The 18,121-nt window shown below is 66.9% G+C and carries 20 protein-coding genes; 10 read left to right on the plus strand and 10 right to left on the minus strand.

The features are described 5' to 3' along the window. Positions 1-144: 144 nt before the first annotated feature. Positions 145-336: a PLDc N-terminal domain-containing protein gene (locus tag NMG10_RS03745; protein WP_203647593.1), complete on the minus strand. Its 192-nt coding sequence runs from the start codon at positions 334-336 to the stop codon at positions 145-147. A gap of 126 nt (positions 337-462) precedes the next feature. On the opposite strand from NMG10_RS03745, the gene NMG10_RS03750 reads away from it, so the two are divergent. Next, positions 463-1,401 carry a ZIP family metal transporter gene (locus NMG10_RS03750; RefSeq protein WP_203647594.1) on the plus strand — a complete coding sequence of 313 codons (939 nt, stop codon included), beginning with the start codon at positions 463-465 and terminating at the stop codon, positions 1,399-1,401. Between the two features lie 149 nt (positions 1,402-1,550). Here NMG10_RS03750 and NMG10_RS03755 read toward each other — a convergent pair whose 3' ends face one another. Then, positions 1,551-2,081 (minus strand): hypothetical protein, encoded by a 531-nt coding sequence (locus NMG10_RS03755; RefSeq protein ID WP_203647595.1) that lies wholly within the window; start codon positions 2,079-2,081, stop codon positions 1,551-1,553. Positions 2,082-2,141: 60 nt separating this feature from the next. After that, positions 2,142-2,663, minus strand: coding sequence for an ankyrin repeat domain-containing protein (locus NMG10_RS03760; protein ID WP_254463849.1), 522 nt, complete (start codon positions 2,661-2,663; stop codon positions 2,142-2,144). 268 nt (positions 2,664-2,931) lie between these two features. Here NMG10_RS03760 and NMG10_RS03765 point away from each other — a divergent pair, with 268 nt between their 5' ends. Then, positions 2,932-3,204 (plus strand): DUF3509 domain-containing protein, encoded by a 273-nt coding sequence (locus NMG10_RS03765; protein WP_203647597.1) that lies wholly within the window; start codon positions 2,932-2,934, stop codon positions 3,202-3,204. A gap of 18 nt (positions 3,205-3,222) precedes the next feature. On the opposite strand, the gene NMG10_RS03770 is transcribed toward NMG10_RS03765, so the two are convergent. From NMG10_RS03770 to aroC, 3 genes are all read right to left on the minus strand, one after another. Next, the gene (locus tag NMG10_RS03770; protein ID WP_232856409.1) at positions 3,223-3,759 is read right to left on the minus strand and encodes an oxidase; all 537 of its coding nucleotides are present in this window, start codon (positions 3,757-3,759) and stop codon (positions 3,223-3,225) included. After that, the gene (locus NMG10_RS03775) at positions 3,759-4,913 is read right to left on the minus strand and encodes an MFS transporter (protein ID WP_232856410.1); all 1,155 of its coding nucleotides are present in this window, start codon (positions 4,911-4,913) and stop codon (positions 3,759-3,761) included. Before NMG10_RS03775 ends, NMG10_RS03770 begins: the two co-directional genes overlap by 1 nt. A gap of 125 nt (positions 4,914-5,038) precedes the next feature. Next, positions 5,039-6,130, minus strand: coding sequence for a chorismate synthase (gene aroC, locus NMG10_RS03780; protein ID WP_203647600.1), 1,092 nt, complete (start codon positions 6,128-6,130; stop codon positions 5,039-5,041). Positions 6,131-6,406: 276 nt separating this feature from the next. Between aroC and NMG10_RS03785 the strand changes: the two genes are divergently transcribed. After that, positions 6,407-7,366, plus strand: a complete 960-nt coding sequence (locus NMG10_RS03785; RefSeq protein WP_234562876.1) for an alpha/beta hydrolase — start codon at positions 6,407-6,409, stop codon at positions 7,364-7,366. Positions 7,367-7,517: 151 nt separating this feature from the next. Then, entirely contained in the window at positions 7,518-8,300 is a 783-nt protein-coding gene (locus tag NMG10_RS03790) for a hypothetical protein (protein WP_254463850.1), read from the plus strand. Positions 8,301-8,470: 170 nt separating this feature from the next. Here the strand turns inward: NMG10_RS03790 and prmB are convergent, their stop codons facing one another. Next, on the minus strand, positions 8,471-9,379 hold the full coding sequence (gene prmB / locus NMG10_RS03795) for a 50S ribosomal protein L3 N(5)-glutamine methyltransferase (RefSeq protein WP_198742723.1): 909 nt from the start codon (positions 9,377-9,379) through the stop codon (positions 8,471-8,473). A gap of 179 nt (positions 9,380-9,558) precedes the next feature. Between prmB and NMG10_RS03800 the strand changes: the two genes are divergently transcribed. The 5 genes from NMG10_RS03800 (at position 9,559) to NMG10_RS03820 (ending at position 12,385) form a co-directional block, all read left to right on the plus strand. Then, positions 9,559-10,149 carry a cysteine hydrolase family protein gene (locus tag NMG10_RS03800; RefSeq protein WP_050704637.1) on the plus strand — a complete coding sequence of 197 codons (591 nt, stop codon included), beginning with the start codon at positions 9,559-9,561 and terminating at the stop codon, positions 10,147-10,149. Positions 10,150-10,237: 88 nt separating this feature from the next. After that, positions 10,238-10,558, plus strand: coding sequence for a hypothetical protein (locus NMG10_RS03805; RefSeq protein ID WP_203647603.1), 321 nt, complete (start codon positions 10,238-10,240; stop codon positions 10,556-10,558). Positions 10,559-10,780: 222 nt separating this feature from the next. After that, entirely contained in the window at positions 10,781-11,341 is a 561-nt protein-coding gene (locus NMG10_RS03810; protein WP_232856412.1) for a Smr/MutS family protein, read from the plus strand. 69 nt (positions 11,342-11,410) lie between these two features. After that, positions 11,411-11,956, plus strand: coding sequence for a GTP cyclohydrolase I FolE (gene folE / locus NMG10_RS03815; protein ID WP_110736603.1), 546 nt, complete (start codon positions 11,411-11,413; stop codon positions 11,954-11,956). 57 nt (positions 11,957-12,013) lie between these two features. Continuing rightward, entirely contained in the window at positions 12,014-12,385 is a 372-nt protein-coding gene (locus NMG10_RS03820; protein ID WP_186712821.1) for a glutathione S-transferase N-terminal domain-containing protein, read from the plus strand. 156 nt (positions 12,386-12,541) lie between these two features. Here the strand turns inward: NMG10_RS03820 and NMG10_RS03825 are convergent, their stop codons facing one another. After that, complete coding sequence (locus NMG10_RS03825; protein ID WP_050704632.1) at positions 12,542-13,144, minus strand: glutathione S-transferase family protein; 603 nt, start codon at positions 13,142-13,144, stop codon at positions 12,542-12,544. A gap of 144 nt (positions 13,145-13,288) precedes the next feature. Here NMG10_RS03825 and NMG10_RS03830 point away from each other — a divergent pair, with 144 nt between their 5' ends. Next, a complete protein-coding gene (locus NMG10_RS03830) occupies positions 13,289-14,479 on the plus strand; it encodes a benzoate/H(+) symporter BenE family transporter (RefSeq protein ID WP_234562877.1) in 1,191 nt (396 codons plus the stop codon). Positions 14,480-14,576: 97 nt separating this feature from the next. Here the strand turns inward: NMG10_RS03830 and NMG10_RS03835 are convergent, their stop codons facing one another. Both NMG10_RS03835 and NMG10_RS03840 read right to left on the minus strand, forming a co-directional pair. Beyond that, positions 14,577-16,517 (minus strand): methyl-accepting chemotaxis protein, encoded by a 1,941-nt coding sequence (locus NMG10_RS03835; RefSeq protein ID WP_254463851.1) that lies wholly within the window; start codon positions 16,515-16,517, stop codon positions 14,577-14,579. Positions 16,518-16,631: 114 nt separating this feature from the next. Continuing rightward, entirely contained in the window at positions 16,632-18,029 is a 1,398-nt protein-coding gene (locus NMG10_RS03840; RefSeq protein ID WP_254463852.1) for a PLP-dependent aminotransferase family protein, read from the minus strand. Between the last annotated feature and the right edge of the window lie 92 nt (positions 18,030-18,121).

Raw genomic sequence — 18,121 nt, forward strand, 5'->3', positions numbered from 1 at the left:
TTACATAACCTGTAGGAGCGGGCTTGCCCCGCGATCACCGGCGAAGCCGGTGCCCAACACCGCATCGCGGGGCAAGCCCGCTCCCACGCCGTTCCGGTTGACTCAACTGAATCAACAGGCAAAGCCGGTGCCATGTCCCCATAGTCAGATCCGCACATTGCCCCGCGGCCCGGCGATTGCCCAGATGATCAGCCCCAGCACCGGCAGCAGCAGGATCAGCAGGATCCACAGCACCTTGCTGCCGACCTCGGCGCCGCTCTTGAGCACATTGAGAATGGCCCAGATATCCAGGGCCAGGATGATCAGACCGACCAGGCTGTTGAAGGTGGACCCCATGGCGCCGCTCCCGCACGGTAAATGTGTTCAAGAGCATAGCTGGCTATGGCCCCGATAGAAGGGAATCCTTGGCCGGGCGTACGGGTCAGTGGATAGACTGCTGTCATTCACTGCCCCGAGGTTCGCATGCCCCCTGCCCACACCCAAAGTGCCGTCCCCGACTCAATGTTCAGCGCCTGGCGGCAACAGGCCCTGGCCACGCCCTGGCTCAGCGCCGGCCTGGCCCTGAGCCTGCTGGCCGTCGCCGCGCTGTTGCTGGCGAGCCTGTGGAACGCGGTCAACGGTGACCACGCCGACAACCTGCACCTGGCCCTGCTCGGTGGGCTGTCGGGCTTCGGCGCCACCGCCCTGGGCGCGGTGCTCGCGGTGATCCTGCGCGACGTCAACGCCCGCACCCAGGATGTGATGCTGGGCTTTGCCGCCGGCATGATGCTCGCCGCCAGTTCGTTCTCGCTGATCCTGCCGGGCCTGGACGCCGCCCGCGAAATCACCGGCAACGGCCCGGCGGCGGCCTTCACCGTGGTCCTGGGCATGGGCCTCGGGGTGCTACTGATGCTCGGCCTGGACCGCTTCACCCCGCACGAGCATGAAAGCACCGGCCCTTGTGGCCCGCAGGCCGAGCGGGTCAGCCGGGTGTGGCTGTTCGTGCTGGCCATCACCCTGCACAACCTGCCCGAGGGCATGGCCATCGGTGTGAGCTTCGCCAACGGCGACATGAACATCGGCCTGCCGCTGACCAGCGCCATCGCCATCCAGGACATCCCCGAAGGCCTGGCCGTGGCCCTGGCCCTGCGCGCCACGGGGCTGTCGAACTTCAAGGCGATGATGGTGGCGATCGGTTCGGGCCTGATGGAGCCGCTGGGCGCGGTGATCGGCCTGGGCATTTCCACCGGCTTCGCCCTGGCCTACCCGATCAGCATGGGCCTGGCGGCGGGAGCGATGATCTTCGTGGTATCCCACGAGGTGATTCCGGAGACCCATCGCAATGGGCACCAGACTGCGGCGACGCTGGGGCTGATGGGCGGGTTCGCGGTGATGATGTTTCTTGATACCGCGTTGGGCTGAAAGGCCAATGCGCAATCCCTGTAGGAGCGGCCTTGTGCCGCGAAAGGGCCGCAAAGCGGCCCCGCGATCATTGTATTGACGCTGAAATCCCGGGGCTGCTTCGCAGCCCTTTCGCGGCACAAGGCCGCTCCTACAGGGGGAATCGTTGCTTAGACGTGCACCGCCACCTTCAGCGCCTCCAGCGCCGGCTCCACCTTGATGCCTACGGCCTCGCCCAACTCCAGCACACGGGCCAGGTCATTCTGCCCCACCATCACCATCTGCAGCTCGTCATCGAGCAGCTGGCTGAAGTTCAGCAGCACGTAGCCCCCGGCTTCCTTGTTCAGCGCGCCCATCTGCACCTGGATGCGGTTGAGCGCGGTCAGCGCCTCGGTGCGCGCCAGCTGCTTGGACTTGAGGGTGAACGGCACGCTCTTGTCGAACGAGTCGCTGATCTGCTTGAACAGGTCCTGGTAGCTGTCGGCCTGGAACAGCACGGTATCGGGCAGGCTGCCGACCACCACCCATTCGCCCAGCGGGAACGGGAAGCTGTCGTCGTAGTTGATGTCCGGGTTGGCGGCGAGGAAGGCGGCGGGGTCGGCGTAGGCCTGGGCGGCCTCGGCGGCGATGCGCTCGATCTCCTCATCGCGCATGCAGCCGGCGCCGATGAGGCGGATGAGTTCGAGCAACTGGTCTTTCATGGGGGGCCCTGCGGGTTGGCGTGAAAGGCGCCAAGGATAGCCGCAAACGCCCCCGAAGGGTTAGCCGGCCTTCGCCTCCAGGCGTGCGGCGGCGTCCACCGCGCCCATGGTCCGCGCAGCCGTCAGCGCGGTGGCGCCGGCCGCGTCACGCCGTGCCGGATCGGCCCCCTGGGCCAGCAGGTAGTCGATGATCTCCAGGCGGTTGAACATCGCCGCCAGCATCAGCGCGGTGCGGCCGTCCGCGGCGGCGGCATCCACCGGCACGCCGTGCTCGAGCAGCAGGCGGATCATCGCCAGGTCGCCCTTGAAAGCGGCGCCGGCCATGGGCAACTGGCCGTTGTCATTGGCGATCAGTGCGTCGGCGCCATGGGCCAGCAGCACTCGCACGGCGTCGTGGTGGCCGTGGTAACTGGCCAGCATCAGCAAGGTGTCGCCCTTGTGGTTGCGCAGGTCGGCGGGCAGGCCACCGTCGAGCAGGCGACCGAGCATGTTCGCGTCGCCGCGGCGGGCGCGCTCGAAGACCTCCTCGGCGAAGGCCGCGGTTTCTTCGGCGGTCATGGTGGCGGGCTGGTGATCGGACATCGGGAACCTCCTGGCATCTGGCAATGGCCCAAGTGTCCATCAGGCAGCGGCGAGCGGTCCAGGGTTCAGATTCTATCGGCGGCAGAGAGCCAGGCTATGACCGTGCAAAATGCACTGTGCAAAATGCACGGGCGTGCAAATTGCAATGCGCAACCTTATAAAAACAAATTTAAGTAATTGATTTTAAAGGTTTTTTTCTTGAGCAAAGGCTGGCACGGCCGCTGCAATCATCAACTCAAGTCTGCCAGTACAACAGTCAGGAGTTGATATGGACCTCATCCAGGAAAAATTCGCCTCGGTCTTCGCCGCCTACCAGGTCACCACCCAGCCGCGTCCGGACGGCGGTGTCCTGCTGACCCTGCGCGCCAGCGACGGCATCGTCACCCGCCGCGTGCTGACCTATGCGCAGCTGCACAGCGCCGAGCAACTGTCCTGGGCGATCAGCGCCATCCGCCGCGACCTGGCCGGGCAGCCGAGCGAGCTGCCGGTGATCTCGATGCTGCAGAGCCAGCAACGCTTCGCCCTGCCGACCTACCGCTGATTGCGCGACCCGACCCTTTCAGAGTTCGTCGAGCCCGGCAAATTGCCGGGCTGTTCCATCACCGGTGAACCGCGGCTGCACCGCCTGCTCGCTGGCGAACAGGCGCAGGGCCAGGCAGAACGGGGTGTCGCCCAGGTCCAGCCAGCGCCGTGTACCGGCGGGCACCACCAGCACATCGTCCTTCTCGCACAACACGGCGTACACCGCGTCTCCCAAACGCAGGCTGACCTGCCCGCGCCCGCTGATCAGCGCGAACACTTCCTCGCCCTCATGCACATGCTCGTCGCGCAGGTCGACCTGGCTTGGGTCGACGCCATCGCGGCTGAGCACACCGAACACCACGCTGCCATGGGCGGTCATCAGCTGGTCGAGCGGCTCACCGCACGCCGCGACCACTTCTTCCTGGCTGCTGCCCGGACGCAGGCGCGCACCGGACTGCCAGCGGCCGAAGCGCACGCCCTGCTCAGCCAGGGTCGCGGCAATGTCGTCGTGGTGGGTCAGCACCTTGTGCGGCAGTTCCGGGCTGGACGGGTCGAATACGCTGAGGATGCTCATCAGGGGTGGTTCCTGCTGTCTTTGAGTCGGAAGGCTATGATAACGGCTGCCGCGAGTGCCGCGACGCTGGCCATACCAAAGGTGAAGTGCGGGCCCAGCAGTTTCCAGCTGTAACCCGAGTACAAGGCGCCCAGCGCGCCGCCGGTGCCCGAGAGCGCCGCGTACAGCGCCTGGCCCTGGCCCTGCTGACGGGCGCCGAAACTGGCCCCGACAAAGGCAATGGCCGCGGCGTGGAAACAGCCGAACGTGGCCGCGTGCAGCACCTGGGCGAACACCAGCGCCGCCGGGATATCGGCCAGGTTGCCCAGCAACAGCCAGCGCACGGCGGCCAGCAGGAAACTCGCCAGCAGCACCTTGCGCACGGAAAAACGGGCGAAAATCCGGCTCATGCCCATGAACACCAGCACCTCGGCCACCACCCCCAGCGCCCACAGCAGACCGATGGCACCACGGCTGTAGCCCAGGTGCTCCAGGTGCAGGGTGAGGAAGGTGTAGTACGGCCCGTGGCTGAGCTGCATGAGGGCCACGCACACATAGAAGGCCAGCACGCCGGGCGCCCGCACCTGCGCGAGAAAGCCCCCTGCCCCGCGCCGCTCGGCCTGTTCCACCGGTTGCGCGTTGGGCACCCAGAGGCTGGCGGCGACGATCCCGGCCATGATCGCCACCAGTGCCACCGGGTAGATGTCCAGGCTCAGCCATTCGAACAGGCGCCCAAGACCGACCACGGCGAGGATGAAGCCGATCGAGCCCCACAGTCGCACCTGGCTGTAGCGCGCGGTCTGGCCATGCAGGTGGGCCAGGGTGATCACCTCGAACTGCGGCAGCACCGCGTGCCAGAAGAACGCGTGCAGGGCCATGACCATCGCCAGCCAGGCATAGCTGTTGCCGAAGAAGATCAGCGAAAAGGTCGCCAGGGTCGACAGCGCGCCCAGACGCACGATCAGCAGGCGCTGGCCACTGCGGTCGCCCAGCCAGCCCCACAGGTTGGGTGCGACGCAGCGCATCAGCATGGGGATGGCCACCAGCTCGCCGATGCGTGCCGGGGAGAAGCCCAGGTGGTCGAAGTACAGGGCCAGGAACGGCGCGGTGGAGCCGAGCAGGGCGAAGTAGAAGAGGTAGAAGCTGGAGAGGCGCCAGTAAGGGATCGGGGGCATGGGATGGGCCTTGTATGAGCCTGCACCGGCCTCTTCGCGGGTAAACCCGCTCCCACAGGGATCTCGCAGCATTGGAGATCCCTGTGGGAGCGGGTTTACCCGCGAAGAGGCCGACCCTGGCTAAGTCAGAGCTGGCCCAGTACCGGGGTGCCCACTTTCACGTCGGCATTCTGCGCCCGGTGGCGCAGCAGGTGGTCCATCAAGGCGATGGCCATCATCGCCTCGGCGATCGGCGTGGCGCGGATGCCGACGCACGGGTCGTGACGGCCCTTGGTGATCACCTCGACCGGGTTGCCGTCGACGTCGATCGAACGGCCCGGGGTGGTGATGCTCGAGGTCGGCTTGAGCGCCAGGTGAGCGACGATCGGCTGGCCCGAAGAGATACCGCCGAGGATGCCGCCGGCATTGTTGCTGAGGAAGCCCTCGGGGGTCAGTTCGTCACGGTGCTCGGTGCCACGCTGGGCGACGCTGGCAAAGCCGGCGCCGATTTCCACGCCCTTGACCGCGTTGATGCTCATCAGCGCATGGGCAAGCTCGGCGTCGAGGCGGTCGAAGATCGGCTCGCCCAGGCCCGGCATCACGCCTTCGGCGACCACGGTGATCTTCGCCCCCACCGAGTCCTGGTCGCGGCGCAGCTGGTCCATGTAAGCCTCGAGCTCCGGCACCTTGTCCGGGTCGGGGCTGAAGAAGGCGTTGTGCTCGACCGAGTCCCAGGTCTTGAACGGGATCTCGATCGGGCCGAGCTGGCTCATGTAGCCGCGCACGCGGATGCCCTGGGTGGCCAGGTACTTCTTGGCGATGGCGCCGGCCGCCACGCGCATGGCGGTCTCGCGCGCCGAGCTGCGGCCACCGCCGCGGTAGTCGCGGATGCCGTACTTGTGGTGGTAGGTGTAGTCGGCGTGGGCCGGGCGGAACAGGTCCTTGATCGCCGAATAGTCCTTGGACTTCTGGTCGGTGTTGCGGATCAAGAGGCCGATCGAGCAGCCGGTGGTACGCCCTTCGAACACGCCGGAGAGGATCTCCACTTCATCCGGCTCCTGGCGCTGGGTGGTGTGCCGGCTGGTGCCGGGCTTGCGCCGATCGAGGTCGTGCTGCAGGTCGGCGAGGGAGATTTCCAGGCCTGGCGGGCAGCCGTCGACAATGGCGACCAACGCCGGGCCATGGCTCTCGCCAGCGGTGGTGACAGTGAACAGCTTGCCGTAGGTATTGCCGGACATGGACGCTCCGCGAATCTGCCTGAGGTGATCGAAAGCGGCAGTATACGGAAAACGCTACAGGATGGGTTGCCCATGCCGGCCTCTTCGCGGGTAAACCCGCTCCCACAGGGATCGCGCCAGATTCTAAAAATTGAGCAAGACAGTTGCTCCCACAGGCCGGCCCATCTCACTGTGGGAGCGGGTTTACCCGCGAAGAGGCCGGCACGGCAAGCGAGCCATGCGAACCTTCATCGCGCTGCAATGTCTCAATGACACCTAGCCATGTAGTACCCCTCCATGAAGTCGCGCCTCGCCGCCCTGCTCCTGCTGTTCTGCGCCAGCCTCGCCCAGGCCGCGCCCACCGTACTGCAACGCCCCATCGACCTGGACACCGGCCAGGGCGTGCTGCACGGCAGCCTGCTGCTGCCCCAGCAAACCACCCCGCCACCGGTGGTGCTGATCATCGCCGGCTCCGGCCCTACCGACCGCGATGGCAACAACCCTGCCTCCGGACGCATCGACAACCTCAAGCGCCTGGCCCTGCTGCTGGCCGGCGAGCACATCGCCAGCGTGCGCTTCGACAAGCGCGGCGTGGCCGCCAGCCAGCCGGCCACCCCCGACGAACGCGACCTCAGCGTCGAACGCTATGTCGCCGACGTGGTGGCCTGGGGGCGCGCGTTGCGCCAGGACCCGCGCTTCGGTCCGCTGATCCTGGTCGGCCACAGCGAAGGCGCGCTGATCGCCAGCCTGGCCGCCGAGCAGGCCGGCGCCAGCGCGGTGATCACCCTGGCCGGCAGCGGCCGGCCGGTGGCCGACGTGCTGCGTGAACAACTGGCCCAGCGCCTGCCTCCGGCGCAACTGGCCGGTGGCGTGGCACTGATCGACCGGTTGCAGGCCGGGCAGACCAGCCTCGACGTGCCCGCCCCGCTGCGCCAGGTATTTCGCCCCAGCGTGCAGCCGTATCTGATCACCCTGCTGCACCAGGACCCGGCGGCCGCATTCGCCCGGCTCACGGTGCCCGCGCTGATCGTCCAGGGCCGCAACGACATCCAGGTGGAGGTGGCCGACGCCGAGCGCCTCAAGGCCGCCAAGCCCGACGCCCAGCTGGCGCTGATCGACGGCATGAACCACATGCTGCGCATCAGCCCCCGGGAGATGGGCCAGCAGCGTGACAGCTACCGCAATCCCGAGCTGCCGCTGGCCCGTGAGCTGGGGGAGCGCATCGTCCTGTTCATCCACGGGCTGCCGCAGGCCTGAAAGCGCCCTCAGGTATTGGCCCGGCCTGCCGATAACGCGGCTAAGAAGGCAGTGATCCGGGGGCATGCGCGCCCCGATCGCGGGCAAGCCCACATCTGCGATGTCCTTGCAGGTACCGGCACCCGGCCGCCGTGCACCTGAGGATTCCCTGATGACCGATGCCCCCGCCGCCGAGGCGACCGAAGAACAAGCCCCGGAAAGCGCCCCGCTGCCCTGGGCAGACCTTGCCGCCGAGCATTTCCAGTTGCTGCGCCTGGCGCCGCTGCCGACCGACCGCAACAGCGGCGCCCGCCCGCTGCGTTTCGTCCAGTTCGGCTACGCCGAGCGCCACGACAAGGCCCACAGCCTGCTGCGCATGGAAATCCGCCTGCCGGGGCAGAAGGTGCGCAAGGAACAGAACCAGCTGGATATCCGCGTCGACCACGAAGCGCGCACGGTGCGTATCGGCGACCCGGCCGGTCTGCAGCTGGAACCGCTGAACCGTGGCCTTGGCCGCTACCTGCTGGCGCAGGCGGTGCAGTGGCTGCAGCAGCGTTGCTCGCACTACCGGGTCGAGGGCATGAGCCTGCCGAACAAGGACGCCCTGAACGAAGACACCCGCCTGCGCCGCGACCATGTGTTGGGCAGCGTCGGCCTGGCGGTGGAGTACACCGACGGCCAGTTGCTCAAGGGGCGCGTGGTGGAGACGCCGGTGGGCCAGCTCAAGGGCGGCTGGAACACCGAGAAGGTGCAGCGCGTGGACAACCTCGAGGCCGCCGGCATGCTGCAGCAGGCCGAGCAGAACCTGATGGAGAAGGAAGCCCAGCTGCGCGAGCGTGACGAGCGGGTGGCCAAGTACCGTCGCGAGGACAGCGGCCTGCGCTTCACCATCACCTGCCTGGTGGCGTTCGCGGTGTTCCAGGCCGGGTTGCTGATCTGGATCGCCACCCGCTGACCTGCCCTACGCGATCCGTGTAGGAGCGGCCTCGTGCCGCGAAAGGGCCGCAAAGCGGCCCCGGCGATCTTTGCATCAACACTGATATCCTGGGGCCGCTACGCAGCCCTTTCCGGCCGGTCCGACGCCTCGGCAAGGCCGCTCCTACAGCAGGGGGCGGTGTGAATCCTTCAGACCCGCGCCTTGAACAGCTCCTGATGCTGCCGGCACTGCTCGGCGGTCAGCATGAACACCCCGTGGCCACCGCGCTCGAACTCCAGCCAGGCGAAGTCCACCTCGGGATAGAGCGACTCGACATGCACCTGGCTGTTGCCCACCTCGACGATCATCAGGCCCTTGTCGGTCAAGTGGTCGGCCGCCTCGGCCAGCATGCGCCGCACCAGGTCCAGGCCATCGTTGCCGCAGGCCAGGCCCAGCTCGGGCTCGTGATGGTACTCGGCCGGCATGTCGCCGAAATCCTCGGCGTCGACATACGGCGGGTTGGACAGGATCAGGTCGAAGCGCTGCCCCGGCAGGCCAGCGAAACCATCGCCCTGCACGGTGTACACCCGCTCATCGAGGCCATGGCGCTCGATGTTCTGGTTGGCCACCTCCAGCGCGTCGAAGGACAGGTCGGCCAGCACTACCTCGGCATCCTGGAACACCTCGGCGGCGACAATGCCGATGCAGCCTGAGCCGGTGCACAGGTCGAGGATGCGCGCAGGCTCGCCGGCCAGCCACGGCTCGAAGCGTTTCTCGATCAACTCGCCGATGGGCGAGCGCGGCACCAGCACCCGCTCGTCGACGATGAACGACATGCCGCAGAACCAGGCCTCGCCCAGCAGGTAGGCGGTGGGCACGCGTTCTTCGATACGGCGCTTGAGCAGGTGCTGCAGGCGTACCGTTTCGTCATCCTCGAGCGCGCAGTCCAGGTAGCTGTCGGCTACCTCCCAGGGCAGGTGCACCGCGCCGAGCACCAGCAGGCGAGCTTCGTCCCAGGCGTTGTCGGCACCGTGGCCGAAGAACAGTTCATGCTCATGGAAGCGGCTGACCGCCCAGCGGATATGGTCGCGCAGGGTGCGCAGGCGGGATGTGATCACGGGGTACTCCTTTTCAGACAGGACAAAAGTCTAACAGCCCACACCGCACATTTGTTTCCTCTGATAGCCAAACCGATAGCCACAAGCCAGCAACCACGCTGTCTGCGCTGTCAACCATTCACATTGGCGTCAAGGCAAGGGAGAATAGGCGTACAAAAGCCCTACCCAAGGAGCCCTTGATGTCCGTTCCAACCACGATGTTCCGCCTCACTGGCCGCGACTACCCGCCGGCGAAGCTGGGCCAAGCCAGCCTGATCGTCATCGACGCGCAGAAGGAATACCTGAGCGGTCCGCTGGCGCTGTCGGGCATGGACGAGGCCGTGGCGAACATTGCCAGGTTGCTCGATGCCGCCCGCAAGGCCGGTCGCCCGATCATCCACGTGCGCCACCTCGGCACCGTCGGCGGTCGCTTCGACCCCCAGGGGCCGGCCGGCGAGTTCATCCCGGGCCTGGAGCCACTGGCCGGTGAAACCATCATCGACAAGCGCATGCCCAACGCCTTCAAGAACACCAAGCTGCACGAGACGCTGCAGGCCTTCGGCCCGCTGGACCTGATCGTCTGCGGTTTCATGAGCCACTCCAGCGTCAGCACCACCGTACGCCGCGCCAAGGACTATGGTTATCGCTGCACCCTGGTGGAAGACGCCTCGGCGACCCGCGACCTGGCCCTGAAGGACACCGTGATCCCCGCCGCGCAGATCCACCAGTGCGAGATGGCCGTGATGGCCGACAACTTCGCCTGCGTCGCCCCCACCGCCAGCCTGGTCTGAGCCACGACCGCCCGGCGGACGGGCGGAACCCCGAGGTGACCCGCAGGTCGAAATCCGGATCAGCTCTACCAGATCCTGAGGAATTCGAATGAAGCTCAAAGGCAGTTTCGATGCCAAGCGCCTGCGCCAGCGCGAGCCGAGCAACTGGGGCGCGCGGGTTTCCGCCGCTTTCTCGGTGCTGCTGGCCACCCTGGGCATTTTGCTCGCCATGGCCGGTTTCGCCGGCCTGCTGGGCAATTACGCAGCGCTCGCCGAGCTCAATGCCAACCGCCCGCTGTCGGCGATTCTCGTCGTGGTCGGGTTGTTGCTGTTGTGGATCGGCGTGCGCGTCTGGCGACGCAGCCGCATCCGCCTGCGCCGAGGGCGCGAGCTGAACCTGTCGCCGCACCTGATGAAGAAGCACGACTGACAGATTTATACCGCCCCCCTGTAGGAGCGGCCTTGCCGAGGCGTCGGACCGGCCGGAAAGGGCTGCAAAGCAGCCCCAGGATTTTCGCTTCGATGCATGGATCGCCGGGGCCGCTTTGCGGCCCTTTCGCGGCACGAGGCCGCTCCTACACAAACCGCGCGCAGCTCAGGGCTTCACGCCGACGCGCAGTCGCGTAAACTACGCCGCCCACGTGGAGGCACCATGCAAGACGACGATTTTTCCCTCTTCCGCAGCCAAGTGCAGGGCGTCAAGCCGATCAAGCACGACCGCGCCGAAGTCGGCAAACCCAAGGCCGACCGCAAGCAGCTGGCCGGCCTGCGCCAGGCGGCGACCATCCGCAGCGACCAGGCGTTGGTGATCGACGGCCTGTCCGACCAGTTCGTCATCGACGTCGGCGCCGAGGATGAACTGATGTGGCGCCGTGACGGCGTCCAGGAAACCCAGATCCGCAAGCTCAAGCTCGGCCAGATTGCCTTCGAGGGCAGCCTCGACCTGCACGGCATGAGCGTCGAGAAGGCCCGCGAGACGCTGTGGGCCTTCATCGCCGAGGCGACCAAGCTCGAAGTGCGCTGCGTGCGCGTCACCCACGGCAAGGCCGCGCGCCTGGACGGCAAGCGCCCGATGATCAAGAGCCACGTCAACACCTGGCTGCGCCAGCACCCGCAAGTGCTCGGTTTTGCCTCGTGCCAGGCCCGCCACGGCGGCACCGGCGCGGTGTACGTGATGCTCAAGCGAACCATGCTCGAAGGGCGCGACGAGTGACATCGCGCTTGCAGCGCCGCCGTCGCCGCCGTACCCTTCGTCTTTGCGAAAAATCCCACAGGTAGATCCATGTCCCTGGAACAGAACTACACCGCGATTCTCAGCCAGATCGGCGAGGACGTCTCCCGCGAGGGCCTGCTCGACACGCCCAAGCGGGCCGCAAAGGCCATGAAGTACCTTTGCCGCGGTTATGAGCAAACCCTGGAAGAAGTCACCAACGGCGCGCTGTTCACCTCCGACAACAGCGAAATGGTGCTAGTCCGGGATATCGAGCTGTACTCGATGTGCGAACACCACATGCTGCCGTTCATCGGCAAGGCCCACGTGGCTTACCTGCCCAAGGGCAAGGTGCTGGGCCTGTCCAAGGTGGCGCGGATCGTCGACATGTACGCCCGTCGCCTGCAGATCCAGGAAAACCTCAGCCGCCAGATCGCCGAGGCCGTGCAGCAGGTAACTGGCGCCGCGGGCGTGGCGGTGGTCATCGAAGCCAAGCACATGTGCATGATGATGCGCGGTGTCGAAAAGCAGAACTCGACCATGCTCACCTCGGTGATGCTCGGCGAGTTCCGCGACAACGCCTCCACCCGCAGCGAGTTCCTCAGCCTGATCAAGTGATCGGCCTGTATCCCGAGCCGACCCCATGGGTCGGCTTTTTCATTTCAGGAGTTGCCCATGATCGTCAAAGCCCTGCGGGTCGGCCTCGGCCAGCTAATCGTGTTCGGCGACTGGATCAGCCGCCCGGCGAAAAAGCAGCGCGATGCCGCGGCCCAGGCCCAGGTCGAGCAGCAGGCCAAGGGTCTGGCGCTGTACCAGTTCCATGCCTGCCCGTTCTGCGTGAAGACCCGCCGCACCCTGCACCGCCTGAACGTGCCGGTGGCACTGCGCGATGCCAAGAACGACGCCCAGCACCGCCAGGCGCTGCTCGAAGGCGGCGGCCGGGTGAAAGTGCCGTGCCTGCGGATCGAGGAGGACGGCAAGGTGACCTGGATGTATGAATCCAAGGACATCATTGCCTATCTGGACAAACGCTTCGCGGCGGTCTGACCCGCACGCACGCCCCACACTGTAGGAGCGGCCTTGTGCCGCGAAAGGGCCGCAAAGCGGCCCCGGCGATTGATGCGTCGACGCTGAGACCGAGGGGCTGCTGCGCAGCCCTTTCGCGGCACAAGGCCGCTCCTACAGGGGTGGGGCAGCAGCGAGTCAATCCACCATCGGCACATGCCGTGGATGGCTGGCCACCCGCGCCAGCCAGGCTTTCACCGCCGGATATTCGGTCAGGTCAAAGCCCCCTTGATGCGCCACATGGGTATAGGCGTACAACGCCACATCGGCAATCGAGTACTGCTCGCCGACCAGGTAGGGCGTCATTTCCAGCTGCTTGTTCATCACCTTTAGCGCCTTGTAGCCGCCCTTGTGCAGCCCCTTGTATTCCTCCAGCCGGTCCTGCGGCAGCCCCAGGTAGAACTGGATGAAACGCGCCACGGCAATGTACGGCTCGTGGCTGTACTGCTCGAAGAACTGCCATTGCAGCACCTGGGTACGCAGGCGTGGTTCGCTGGGCAGGAACTCGCTGCCATCGGCCAGGTAGTTGAGAATCGCGTTGGACTCCCACAGGCAGGTGCCGTCCTCGAGCTTGAGCACCGGCACCTTGCCGTTGGGGTTCATGGCCAGGAACTCGGGCGTTTCGGTTTCGCCCTTGAGAATATCCACCGGGTGCCACTCATACGGGCGGTCGAGCAGGCTCAGCATCAGCTTGACCTTGTAGCAGTTGCCCGACTGGTAATCCCCATACACCTTGTACATCGCCCCTCCCCTTTCACGCAGTTGCGCAGTAATACCCCATAGTTGGCGACTGTACGGCTAAATGCAATGCCTGCTGTATGGCAAGGATCACGCCATTGCACGGTAGCCTGAAAAAACTGCTTACACCTGCACAAGGAATTCCCCATGACCGATGCCACCTCCGCGCGCCTGCGGCCGCTGGCGGACAGCTCCCCGTCGGCGGTCGTCGCCGGCTTCATCGCCATGCTCACCGGCTATACCAGCTCGCTGGTGCTGATGTTCCAGGCCGGCCAGGCCGCCGGCCTGACCAGCGCGCAGATCTCGTCGTGGATCTGGGCCCTGTCGATCGGCATGGCGGTGTGCAGCATCGGCCTGTCGCTGCGCTACCGTACCCCGGTCACCGTGGCCTGGTCGACACCCGGCGCGGCGCTGCTGATCACCAGCCTCGGTGGCGTCAGCTACGGCGAGGCCATCGGTGCCTATATCACCTGCGCCGTGCTGGTGCTGGTGTGCGGCCTGACCGGCAGCTTCGAGCGCCTGGTGCGGCGCATCCCCGCTTCGCTCGCCTCGGCCCTGCTGGCCGGGATCCTGTTCAAGATCGGCAGCGAGATCTTCGTCGCCGCCCAGCACCGCACGGTGTTGGTGCTGGGGATGTTCTTCAGCTACCTGCTGGTCAAGCGCCTGTCACCGCGCTACTGCGTGCTGGCCGCGTTGCTGGTCGGCACGGCATTGTCCGGCGCCCTGGGGCTGCTGGACTTCAGCGGCTTCCAGCTGGAGATCGCCACCCCGGTGTGGACCACGCCGAGCTTCTCGCTGGCGGCGACCATCAGCATCGGCATCCCGCTGTTCGTGGTGGCCATGACTTCGCAGAACATGCCCGGCGTCGCCGTGCTGCGCGCCGACGGCTACCAGGTGCCGGCCTCGCCGCTGATCTCGGCCACCGGGTTCGCCTCGCTGCTGCTGGCGCCGTTCGGCTCCCACGGGATCAACCTGGCGGCGATCAGCGCGGCGATCTGCACCGGGCCGCATGCCCATGAAGACCCGGCCAAGCGCTACACGGCAGCGGTCTGGTGCGGGATCTTCTACGGTATCGCCGGCACCTTCGGCGCGACCCTGGCGGCGCTGTTCGGCGCCCTGCCCAAGGAGCTGGTGCTGTCGATCGCCGCCCTGGCGCTGTTCGGTTCGATCATGAACGGCCTGAGCGTGGCCATGGGCGAGGCACGCGAGCGCGAGGCGGCGCTGATCACCTTCATGGTCACGGCGTCGGGCTTCACCCTGTTCTCGATCGGCTCGGCGTTCTGGGGAATCGTGGCGGGGGTGCTGACCTTGCTGATTCTCAGTCCGCGCAGGGGCTGACAACGCTATCGCGGGGCAAGCCCGCTCCCACGCCCAGACCCCGTGAGCGGGCATGCGTGGGAGCGGGCTTGCCCCGCGATAGGGCCGCCACAGCCAATCACAGCCTGAAGTGGCCAACCATCCCCTTCAGGTCATTGCCCAGCTGCGCCAACTCGACGCTTGAGCGGGCATTGTCCTCCATCGCCAGCGCCGCCTGGTCGGCACTGCCACGGATCTGCGTGACGCTGCGGCTGATCTCCTCGGCGACCGAGCTCTGCTGCTCGGCCGCCGCGGCGATCTGCTGGTTCATCTGCTGGATCAACGACACCGCCGCGGCGATGCTGCCCAGGGCGCTCTCGGTCTTCAGCGTGTCGGCCACCGCCAGGCGCACCAGCTCGGTGCTGCCACGGATCTGCGTCACCGACTGCTGGGCGTTGCCGCGCAGGCTGGCGACCAGCCGTTCGATCTCCTCGGTGGACTGGCGGGTACGCCGGGCCAGGGCGCGCACCTCGTCGGCCACCACGGCGAAGCCACGGCCCTGCTCGCCGGCGCGGGCCGCCTCGATCGCCGCGTTGAGCGCCAGCAGGTTGGTCTGTTCGGCCACGCTCTTGATCACCTCGAGCACGTCACCGATGGTATGGATCTCGGCGCTGAGGCTGTCGATACCGCTGCTGGCGGTCTCGGCTGCCACCGCCAGCTGCTCGATGCGCTGCATGCTCTGGCGCACCACCTGCTGCCCCGACTCGACCTTGTCGTCGGCATCCTGTGCCGCCTGGGCCGCCTGCTCGGCGTTGCGCGCCACGTCATGGACGGTGGCGGTCATCTGCTGCATGGCAGTGGCCACCTGCTCGGTCTCATCCTTCTGGCTACCGACTTCGCGGTTGGTCTGCTCGGTGACCGCCGACAAGGCCTGGGCGCTGCCGGCCAGCTGATCGATGCCCTGCTGCAGGCCACTGACGATGCCGGACAGCCCCTCGGCCATCTGCTGCATGGCCTGCAGCAGCTGACCGACCTCGTCGGCACGCGGCGGCTCGGCCTCGATCCCCAGCTCGCCCGCGGCTATGCGCCGGGCACGGCTGATCACCCGCTTGAGCGGCGCGACCACGGCCCGGGTGATCAACCAGGCCGCCAGCACGCCCACCAGCAGTGCCAGGGCCGTGGCCGCGGCGATGGCCACGGTGTTGCGCGCAAGCTCCGCCTGCATGGCCTGCTCCTGGGCGAGGTAGGCCTGGTCGACCCGCGTGGTGACCTGCTCGGCCCGGGCCTGCAACTGATCCTTGATACCCCGCTCCTGGCCCAGCAGGTCGGTGTACTCGTTGAGCTTCTCGGAGAAACTGGCGATATGCCCGGCCACTTCGCCCAGCACGCTCTGGTAGCCGGCATCGGTCACCGCCGACTTGAGCTGGTCCACCAGGCCGGCGGCCTCCACCGTCTGGGCGATGCGCCCCTCGGCGACAGCCTCGCCGCCCTTGCGGCTCTGCTCCAGGCGCACCCGGGCCTCGTCCATGGCCTGCAGCATCAGCCGCGACACCTGCCCCACCTGTCCGGCCTGCTCAAGGAACTCGCCGCCTTGCTGGCCCTGGGACTGCTTGAGGGTGTAGGTGCCGTCGTCGGCCAGGCCGGCCTGCAGCACATCGAGGTTGTTGGCCACGCTCGATACCGACCAGCTGGCCATGTCCAGCGCCAGCTCCTTGGCCTGCACCGCCTGGACGAACTGGTCGAAGGCCTGCCCGTAGGCACTGAGGTCGGCCTCGGCGGAAGTCAGCGCAGGCGCGGCGCGGGCCCGCTCCACCAGCCCTTGAAGGCCCATGCGCAGGGCATCGGCCTCCTTGATATCCGAACGCAGGGCGAAGGCCTGCTCATGTTGGCGCAGCTTCAACAGGTCGGTGTTGAACTGGGCCATCTGCCGCAGCCCCTCGAAGCGCTGGCCGACGTTGGCCAGGGCGTATACGCCGATGGCGGCCACCACCAGAGTGAGCAGCAACACCAGGGCAAAACCCAGGCCCAGCTTGCGCGCCATGCCCAGGTTGGCCAATACACCGTGCTTGGTCGCCGTCATCACCGCCCTCCTCGCTTTTTGGCCCTCCGCCGGCGACAAGAGTGACAATGGCGCCGACCTGGTCACAAGGGCCGCGTGCGCGAATGGTGTCATTTAGCTATGAGCGTGTCGCTTTCAGACCGCCAAAGGTCGCCCTGCATGCCGGAAGAACGCCTGGGCCCGGGAATCCTGCCCATAGGCGACATTGATCCGTAGCCAGTCACTGGCCCGCCCCTGCGGATCGAAAGCGCTGCCCGGGGTGAGCAACACCGCATGCTCCAGCGCCAATCGCTCCAGCTCGGCAAAGTCGCGCCCGGGCACCCGGGCCCAGACGAACATACCGCCGACCGGCTCACAGAACACCTCCCAGCCACAGGCCTCCAGTTGCCCCAGCGTCCTGGCCCGGTGCTGCCCCAGGCGCAGCCGCAAGCGCTGCACGCTCTTGCGGTAGCCGCCATTGGCGAGCATCTGCCCGACCACCTGCTCGGCGAAGCGCGAAGTGCCAATGCCGGCCACCATCTTCAGTTCGGCCAGGCGGGCGATCAACGGTGGGTCGGCCACCAGATAGCCGACCCGCAACGAACTGCTGAGGGTCTTGGAGAAACTGCCCAGGTAGATTACCCGCTGCTCGCTGTCGAGGGTCGCCAGGCGCGTGGCCGGGCCGTCCTGGAAGTCCGCGTACAGGTCATCCTCGACGATCCGCAGGTCATGCTCGCGGGCCAGCTCCAGCAGGCGGTAGGCGACCTTGGGCGTCAGGCAGGTACCGGTCGGGTTCTGGTACAGGCTGTTGATGAACAGGCAACGGGGCTGGTGCGCGGCCAGCAACTGCTCGAGCACCACCAGGTCCGGGCCAATGGCGGTGCGCGGCACCTCGAGCATGTGTACACCGTGCACGCGCAACAAGTTGTACAGGTTGTAGTAGCCGGGGCGCTCCACCAGCACCGTGTCGCCCGGTTTCAGCAAGGTCCGCACCAGCAGGTCGAGGGCATGGCTGGCGCCCTGGGTGGTGAGGATCCGCTCCGGCTCGGCGGCAATATCCAGCCGCGCCAGCCCCTTGTGCAGTTGCAGGCGCAGGCTGGCCAGGCCCTGGGGCGGGCAGTAGTCGAACAGCGCCTCGGGCGCGCCGCGGCTGACCTGGCGGATGGCCTGGGCCAGCTCGGCTTCGGCCCGCCAGGCCACCGGTAGCCAGCCGCAGCCGAGCTTGAGCAATTGTTCATGCCCTTCGCGAAACTGCCGCCAACTGCCGTCGATTGCCTCGCCCCAGGGCTCGCCGGGGTCGGGCCGCAAGCCCGGCTTGCGCTCGGCGACGAAGAAGCCCGCGCCATGTCGCGCCTCCAGCCAGCCGTTGGCCGCCAGGCGGTCGTAGGCCTCGATCACGCACGAGGCGCTTACCGACTGCGCCTTGGCCAGCGCGCGGATCGACGGCAGGCGCGCGCCGGGGCGCAGGCGCTGCTGTTCGATCCAGGCCTGCAGGTGCTCAGTCAGCTGCTGGACCAAGGGGGTGGGAAGGTCACGATCAAGATGAAAATGCATGGCAAGTGTTCGCTGCTTTCAGGCAAACAGTTAAGCATAAATGCCCCGTGAGTGTGCCTTGGCGAGCACCTGTGCAAAGGCCGATGCTGCCA

The organism is Pseudomonas sp. DVZ6, from assembly GCF_024259445.1.
Taxonomy (GTDB): Bacteria; Pseudomonadota; Gammaproteobacteria; order Pseudomonadales; family Pseudomonadaceae; genus Aquipseudomonas; species Aquipseudomonas peradeniyensis.